11 protein-coding genes are annotated in these 6,605 nt (G+C 57.6%); 6 read left to right on the forward strand and 5 right to left on the reverse strand.

What is annotated here, in order from left to right; all coding sequences use genetic code 11:
* Positions 1-47: 47 nt before the first annotated feature.
* On the reverse strand, positions 48-221 hold the full coding sequence (locus tag AK2_RS17065; RefSeq protein WP_169794162.1) for a hypothetical protein: 174 nt from the start codon (positions 219-221) through the stop codon (positions 48-50).
* Between the two features lie 87 nt (positions 222-308).
* Positions 309-779 carry an isochorismatase family protein gene (locus AK2_RS04000; RefSeq protein WP_067931614.1) on the reverse strand — a complete coding sequence of 157 codons (471 nt, stop codon included), beginning with the start codon at positions 777-779 and terminating at the stop codon, positions 309-311.
* Positions 780-1,139: 360 nt separating this feature from the next.
* On the opposite strand from AK2_RS04000, the gene AK2_RS04005 reads away from it, so the two are divergent.
* Both AK2_RS04005 and AK2_RS04010 read left to right on the forward strand, forming a co-directional pair.
* Positions 1,140-1,610 carry an IDEAL domain-containing protein gene (locus tag AK2_RS04005; RefSeq protein ID WP_067931616.1) on the forward strand — a complete coding sequence of 157 codons (471 nt, stop codon included), beginning with the start codon at positions 1,140-1,142 and terminating at the stop codon, positions 1,608-1,610.
* Positions 1,611-1,634: 24 nt separating this feature from the next.
* Positions 1,635-1,907: a DUF3055 domain-containing protein gene (locus AK2_RS04010; RefSeq protein WP_369406113.1), complete on the forward strand. Its 273-nt coding sequence runs from the start codon at positions 1,635-1,637 to the stop codon at positions 1,905-1,907.
* Positions 1,908-1,993: 86 nt separating this feature from the next.
* On the opposite strand, the gene AK2_RS04015 is transcribed toward AK2_RS04010, so the two are convergent.
* Both AK2_RS04015 and AK2_RS04020 read right to left on the reverse strand, forming a co-directional pair.
* Entirely contained in the window at positions 1,994-2,497 is a 504-nt protein-coding gene (locus AK2_RS04015; protein WP_067931618.1) for a hypothetical protein, read from the reverse strand.
* The gene (locus AK2_RS04020) at positions 2,494-2,760 is read right to left on the reverse strand and encodes a hypothetical protein (protein WP_157076213.1); all 267 of its coding nucleotides are present in this window, start codon (positions 2,758-2,760) and stop codon (positions 2,494-2,496) included. The genes AK2_RS04015 and AK2_RS04020 overlap by 4 nt, the downstream gene beginning before the upstream one ends.
* Positions 2,761-2,902: 142 nt before the next feature.
* On the opposite strand from AK2_RS04020, the gene AK2_RS04025 reads away from it, so the two are divergent.
* From AK2_RS04025 to AK2_RS04040, 4 genes are all read left to right on the forward strand, one after another.
* Positions 2,903-3,178 (forward strand): hypothetical protein, encoded by a 276-nt coding sequence (locus AK2_RS04025; RefSeq protein WP_067931622.1) that lies wholly within the window; start codon positions 2,903-2,905, stop codon positions 3,176-3,178.
* A gap of 20 nt (positions 3,179-3,198) precedes the next feature.
* Entirely contained in the window at positions 3,199-3,567 is a 369-nt protein-coding gene (locus AK2_RS04030; RefSeq protein ID WP_067931624.1) for a YlbF/YmcA family competence regulator, read from the forward strand.
* 104 nt (positions 3,568-3,671) lie between these two features.
* A complete protein-coding gene (locus AK2_RS04035) occupies positions 3,672-3,986 on the forward strand; it encodes a DUF1292 domain-containing protein (RefSeq protein ID WP_067931626.1) in 315 nt (104 codons plus the stop codon).
* 495 nt (positions 3,987-4,481) lie between these two features.
* Complete coding sequence (locus AK2_RS04040) at positions 4,482-5,210, forward strand: YjbE family putative metal transport protein (protein WP_067931628.1); 729 nt, start codon at positions 4,482-4,484, stop codon at positions 5,208-5,210.
* A gap of 133 nt (positions 5,211-5,343) precedes the next feature.
* On the opposite strand, the gene AK2_RS04045 is transcribed toward AK2_RS04040, so the two are convergent.
* On the reverse strand, positions 5,344-6,378 hold the full coding sequence (locus tag AK2_RS04045; RefSeq protein ID WP_067931630.1) for a glycoside hydrolase family 113 protein: 1,035 nt from the start codon (positions 6,376-6,378) through the stop codon (positions 5,344-5,346).
* Between the last annotated feature and the right edge of the window lie 227 nt (positions 6,379-6,605).

Raw genomic sequence — 6,605 nt, forward strand, 5'->3', positions numbered from 1 at the left:
AAGAGCGTGCCGGCGGGGTTCGCCAACGGACGGGAACCCCGCCCCGCTCAGGCAAACTGGCGAAAGCGCACCCCGTATTTCCCGTGTCGCGTCTGATACACCTGCACCTCGTCAGCGTGCACAGGACCACGGATGCGCTCGTCCGCTTCAATCCACATCACCGCACAGTACGCTTCAAACTTAGAATCGTACAGGCCGGCAAAATACACCCATCGGCTCATCGGCTTCGCCTCCCCCGGGTTCATAGTATGCGCCCCGGAGCGGCCGCCTCGCCACTCCAATCGTTACCTTCTCCTCGCGGGCGGCGGTTACAGGTACACGCGGTCCCCGCCCAGCGGAATCACATTTTCCCGTCCGATGGCGTGCCGCGCTATCATCATCGCCTCCCAATTTCGACCGTGGTACGAAGCGCACAAGCGCTCCAAAACCTTTACGTGGAAGCCCGCATCCCAAAGCGAAAACATGGTCGCCAAAACCGACAGTTCACTGTCCACACCGCCGACATGCACTTCTTGTACACCGTGCTCAAGAAGTATCCGCCGAACCTCGTGCGTGAACCCGGAATACGTGGACTTTTCAATCACCTGGGCCCGTGGGTGCGACAGCAGCAGGGTGTTCTCTCCTCCCAAGTCGTCGTACACCCAGCGCGTCAGCACCACGGCTGCGTAGTCCTCCGCGTGCTCATCGAGGAACTTCTGGCACAAGCGTGCAATGTAGTCGAGGGAACTGCGCAGGAACTCTTCCTGCACATCCAACAGGATTAACCCTTTTTTGACCATGTCCACCCCCCCAAACGGCCTGGCCCCAATTGCGTCTCCATCTCCAGCCTGGCCCGAGCTCAATCGATCACGTATTATGGTACCATGAGGAATATTCAAAAGGAACCGAACAGGCGGCTCGTCTCTGCATTGGGTGGTATGTGCGCGAATGGGACCACAACGACAGCGGCGGCATCACCAGCTCGCAGTTTCCTCTTTCTCCCCCTTGACTTCTATCTCGCGAGCAATTTTGCTACAATAAATATGCCTCGGAATGTCCCATAGCGCCCGCGCTGGGGACGGTCAGCCTGCATACGGTGGAACAGGACCGGCACGCACCGTCAGGATGTTTGCCAAGCCAGTCGATGGGAGGGGAGCATCGTGATCGCCAAGGAAGATATTCTGCACTTGAAGACGAAGATACTCCCGGCCGGCGCAGAAATGATCCTGGACTTCTTGTCCTCGTATCTGCAGCAAGTGGAACTAACCAGCATAGTCCTGGAGAACGTGCCGCTGTTGATCATCGGCCGCCACGGGATGATTGCCCGCATTCCAAACGGCGGTGGCATCCAGAAGGCGAGCCAGCCGAAGGACATCATGGCGCTGCTCCAGTCCTATATGCCGAAAAACGAGAAACTCTACCTGTTCGTCAACCTGCCCGACTTGCCTTTGCCGGCAGAGGTGGCGGACGTCATCCGTGAAGTCGAGGCCCGCGCTGCGCGCAAGTATGAATTGAAACAGATTATCGACGAAGCGCTGGACCAGCGGGACAAGCAGCGGTTCTTCGAAGCCGTGCGCGAGTGGCAAGAGTTGATGGAGTCCGAAGATCCGCCGACCATGCGGCGGTTTTAGCCGGAGAAATGGGAGGTCCGCCCCTTGTTGGACAGCGGCATGGTTCTTTACGATGAAACAGAGGCCACGACCACGAGATATGTGGGTGTCGTGGGCCAATACGAGCGGTACGACTTGGCCATCACAAGCACCGGCCACTTTTACGGGAAGTCCCTGGTGACGTCAATTTCGTCGGGACGTACCGCCATTCTGGGAACGGATGATCTGGTGAACATCCCGTACCTCATGCAGGTTTTCGCCTTGACGGATGAAAGAGCAGCCCAGGAACTTTCGGAACTGCTCCAAGAGAACATCTGAGACCGGTGTCGCCCGCGGGCGACGCTGGTTTTTTGCGCACGCCGACGCCCGTGACTGAATCACGGGTGCCGAACCAGGGAACCTCATCAAGCTTTCCCCATCTTCAGCTGGTCGCCGTAGCGTTCCACAAACAAGGCAGCCGCTTGCTCTTGTTCACGCCCCACCAGACTGGTCAATTCCGGCTTGTTTCCCGTATTGTCGATGCGGAACAGGGATACCTCCAAGACAGCGGCACCTGGCGCATAATAGGCGCCATAGGCGGCTTCGCCAGCGTGGAAGTAGGCGCCGAGCGCCAACTGCTCCGTCTGCCCGTCGGGCTCTTCGACCGCGGCGAAGAAAATGGGTTCCACCTCGTCCAGCACGCGGTCGGTGAACAACCGTCCCGGAAACGATAAGTGCAACCCCTGCCGGCTTTGCTGGCCGATGACAAATAACAACCTCTCATCGTCGCGGCGAAACCGAACCAACGCGAGATGGGCGTCTTCGTACCAAAAGGCATACACGTCGGCGTCTGTGAAGGTCAACCAAGCAGGAGTCTGTTCGCGGTGCGCATTGTGAGTACCCTGCTCCCATCCCGCCGGCAAGCTCATCGCTCCGCATCCTCACGCTCTTTTGCCAAGGCTCGGTCAAAGTTTTCCTTGGTCTCCGAGGCACAGATATACAACATGAAGAGGGTGGCAAGCGCCGCCACCGCCATACCGAGCAGTCCCATAAGCAGCCCCCGCTCCCGTTTTATGTATAGAATACTGATGATTCGGTCCAGGGTCAATCGCCGGATGAGACGGTCTTGGCTTTCTGGGTTGCCGTCGGACTCGCCGTGTTTTCTGTGGCCGAGCGGCGTGCACGCAAACAAGGCGTCCTCGGCCATTATTGATGGTTGGGGAACGTTATACCCGGCGAACTGGCCGTTCTGCAGCGAAATGTCCGTTTTGACCGACCGTTTGCCTGGCCTTATAATGAATGTCAAGAGTGGAACTGGACACGGATTTATACAGGTGCGTCGCTTTTCCTTTCTGGCCGCACAGGTGCAAACCGTCGCGGAAGGAGTGGCCGCTGTGCTGAGGTGGGCGAAGGGCCAATGGGTGCGCTACAGCCTGTACGCCTTGCTGTTCCTGTTTGTCATCCTGGGGGTTAGCCTGCATTCCTATCCGTTGCTCATGGCTTTGCTGGTTGTTGGCATCGCGATGGCCGTATTGGCAGACAAAATGGAGAATTCTCCTAGCGATCCGTACAAACGTTTCAATGACAAGCACCATCGCCTGAATCGCTGACCGCCACGGGAGGCTCATGAATGGACCGAAATGAACTGTGGATGCAAGCTGAAGAGCTGGCGGACATGATTCTGCAAACCCCGGAAATTCAGCGCTACCAACAGGCAGAATCCAGGTTGCAGGAACATCCACAGGCTCAATCCTTGATGCGACGCTTGCGTTCGCTCCACGAACAAATCGAGGAATTTACCGTGCGCAAGGTTCCGGAAGCGTACTACCGCCACCTGACGCAAGAATCCGAGGCGGTCCTTCAGGAATTGGAACAAATTCCTGTGGTACGTGAATTCCAACAGGCTCAATCCGCAGTCAACGACCTGCTGCAAGCGGTCAGCGAACGCCTGGGTCAAGCTGTGCAGGAGCGGATGACAGATACCCCTGACCGTCTCTGACGAGCGCTGGTCATCTTCGTGAGCGGGGAGGTTTGTGTTTCCAGGCGGAGCATGATAGTATGAGGGCATTCTCCTCAAACGGAACCAGAAAGAAGGATGGGCCGATGACGGAACATAACCATGAGCACCATGACCATGATCACGGACACGAGACCGAGGAACTCATTGTGCTTCAAGATGAAGATGGAAACGAGCACAATTTTATCTTGAGCGACTTCATCTCGGTCGAAGATAAGGATTACGCGGTCCTGCTGCCGGCTGACGAAGACGATGATGAAGGCGTCATCATGAGACTTGACGGCGAAGATGGAGACGATGTCGTCCTGGCCATCATCGAGGACGAAGAAGAATGGCAAAAAGTTGTCGATGCCTACAACGAGTCCCTGCTGTCGGATGACGAGGACGACGACCTCGAATAAAGAAACCTTGTACTTCTGTGAAGTGGCGCGCTGGAGACATGTTCTGCAGCGTCGCCTTATTTTTTACGGACGCCACGCTGACGCGTGACTGGCCTCTCATCCACCATGCACCTGTGCCGGTTGACAGTTCGCTGTCTGGCCTCTATTGTTTATAGGTGGGACAGGCAGTGATGCTGTGATCCTGGCTAGACAGCCGCGGACAAATCCATCCTGTAAGGGAGTAGCTGCCGCGAAAGCTGCATTCGCGGACGAAGCGTGCCGTCAATACGGTGCGGTGGACAGAAGTGGACATTGCAAATCCAAGGCCCCGCACCCGGTACCTTACATAGCGTCGGGACAGGCCAGACGGCTTGCCCTCCCGATCCTGTGAGCGAGACTTACAGTCTGAGGAATATGGCGGTCGGTACGTGCGCATGGCGCAAAACGGACAGACTGACCTTCATCAGACTGTGGTCTCGCTCTTTTGTTTCATCGTACACCCGGAGGAGGATACCCATGAATTGGTACTTGCTTGTGTTGAACGTGGTTCTGGTCAACATCATCCTGTCCGGGGACAACGCACTCGCCATCTCACTGGCCGCCGACAGGCTGCCGCCAGCGATGCGCAAACGAGCCATTGTACTGGGCAGCGTCTTGGCCATCCTGCTGCTGATTGGGTTTACCGCCCTCGGTACGTTCATCATCCAAATCCCGGTCCTGAAAACCGCCGCGGGTGCACTGTTGATGTGGATTGCCCTGCGCTTGGCGATAGAGCAGCTTCGCAAGCCCGAGAACACGCGGGAAACGCGGATCGCAGCGCCTGATCGGCTTTGGAAAGCCATCGGCACAATAGCGGTGGCCGACCTATGCATGGAGCTGGACAACGCGATGGCTATGCTGGGCGCCGCGGATGGACGATTCAGTGTGTTGCTGGCCGGCTTTCTCTGCACGATTCCGTTTCTAATTCTGGGCAGCCAGGTGATGACAAAGGTGTTGGACAAGCTGCCGTGGATGATCTTCCCGGCCGCCGGTTACATCGCATGGATTGCCGGGAACATGACAGCGGACGACGCAATCTACGCGCATCTATCCTGGACCCCCATGCTTGAGCGGTGGATACCTCTGTTCTGCCTGTTGGTGTTCTCCTGCATCATCGCCGTCTCCGCGTGGCGATCCAGGCGGTCCAAAAGCAGGTTTGACGCGGCGCTGCGAGAATCGCCCTCCCTCGACAGGCTGGCCAAGTAAGCGACAGGGGCTAAAGCCATGCTCCGTTATCCCCTGCCCTACATCCTGCAAAAACTGGGCGTCCAGGACAGAACTTGGGCGCATTCGTCGCCTGGCGCAGCGGACACCACAATACTGACAAAACGAACGCGAATCATGGATGATTCCCTTTCCCGTAGTGACGTGCGACCGCGTGAAACGCCTGCTTGCGTTCCCAGCGCGGAGAATGCTGCGAGGCCGCATCGTTTCCTGCAGGCCAGGTACGGACCAGGCTGTAGCTGGCGGTGTCCAAGTCGTAACGCGGATCGATACTCGAAGGATAACTGGGGCTGACAAATGTGTAGACGAACGCACCGTCGACTCCCTCGCTGTCGAACAGCTCCAGCAGCTCGGTCAGGTACCGTGCCTGCACGCTCTCGTCACGTGTAAGCGGCTTGCCGAGGCGCCAAGGTGTGGATTGCCGATTGACCACCATCCATCCCATGCCACCGAGGTCGTCTGCGCCGACATACGTGCAACATCCGAATTCGGTCACGACAACGGGCTGGCCGAATTGCGTGTAGTTGCGGATGAGGCCGGGAAACTCTTGCCTATTGTTCCCGTCGCGGTAAGCGTCGATGCCGACGATGTCGAAGTTCCGCCAATCGATATCCTCCCACAGCCCCGATGCGTAGGTCAATGGCCCCGCGAAGCGGCGACGCGCCTCCGTTGCGACGCGGGCCAAAAAGGTGTTCAAACGCTCTTCGGGCGATCCGTTTGCCAGCATGTCGGCGGTCCAACGCGAAGGATCCGACAAAAACGCCAGGCGGTCAAGCAGGCTGTCTCCAGGGATCAGGCCCGACATGAAGACGCTCAGTTCGCACCCGAGAACGAGCACCACCTGACTGCCCACCTTGCGCAGGTCCTCGCAGGCCGAGGCGGCCTCCAGCATGTTTTGGAATGTCTCTTGCTCGTTGGCATTATGAACCGATGGGGAAAACCACACCTCCAATCCATGTCGACATGCGGCACCTGCGGCCAGCTTCAGCCGCTCTATGTCCTGGCCGGTGATGCGCACGGCATTGCAATGCAATTCTTTCGCAATCACTTGCATCTCCTGTTCCACAAGGTCCAGGGGCAACGTCTCGCGTGTGAGTCCACCATTGATGACAGGGGTTCCAACGTCGTAGGTCACGCCTCGGATTCGCATGTTTTCTAACGGCATCCTTTCGAAATTTAAGACTTTTGGCCATATCGTCAAGTTGCGGAGACTGGCCAGAGGTGTTGCCCCACAGGGCTATCCCCCACACTGTATCACAATAGCCGCTCGCCCGTCTGCCCCCCTTGATGCCCCAGCGGCGTCAAACCACAAAAAAAGACCGCCCAGTTAGTTCTGGGCGATCTCGCCGAAAACCTCGTGTCTCTCGGGCTGTCATG

The sequence above is a fragment of the Alicyclobacillus kakegawensis NBRC 103104 genome (assembly GCF_001552655.1).
Taxonomy (GTDB): domain Bacteria; phylum Bacillota; class Bacilli; order Alicyclobacillales; family Alicyclobacillaceae; genus Alicyclobacillus_G; species Alicyclobacillus_G kakegawensis.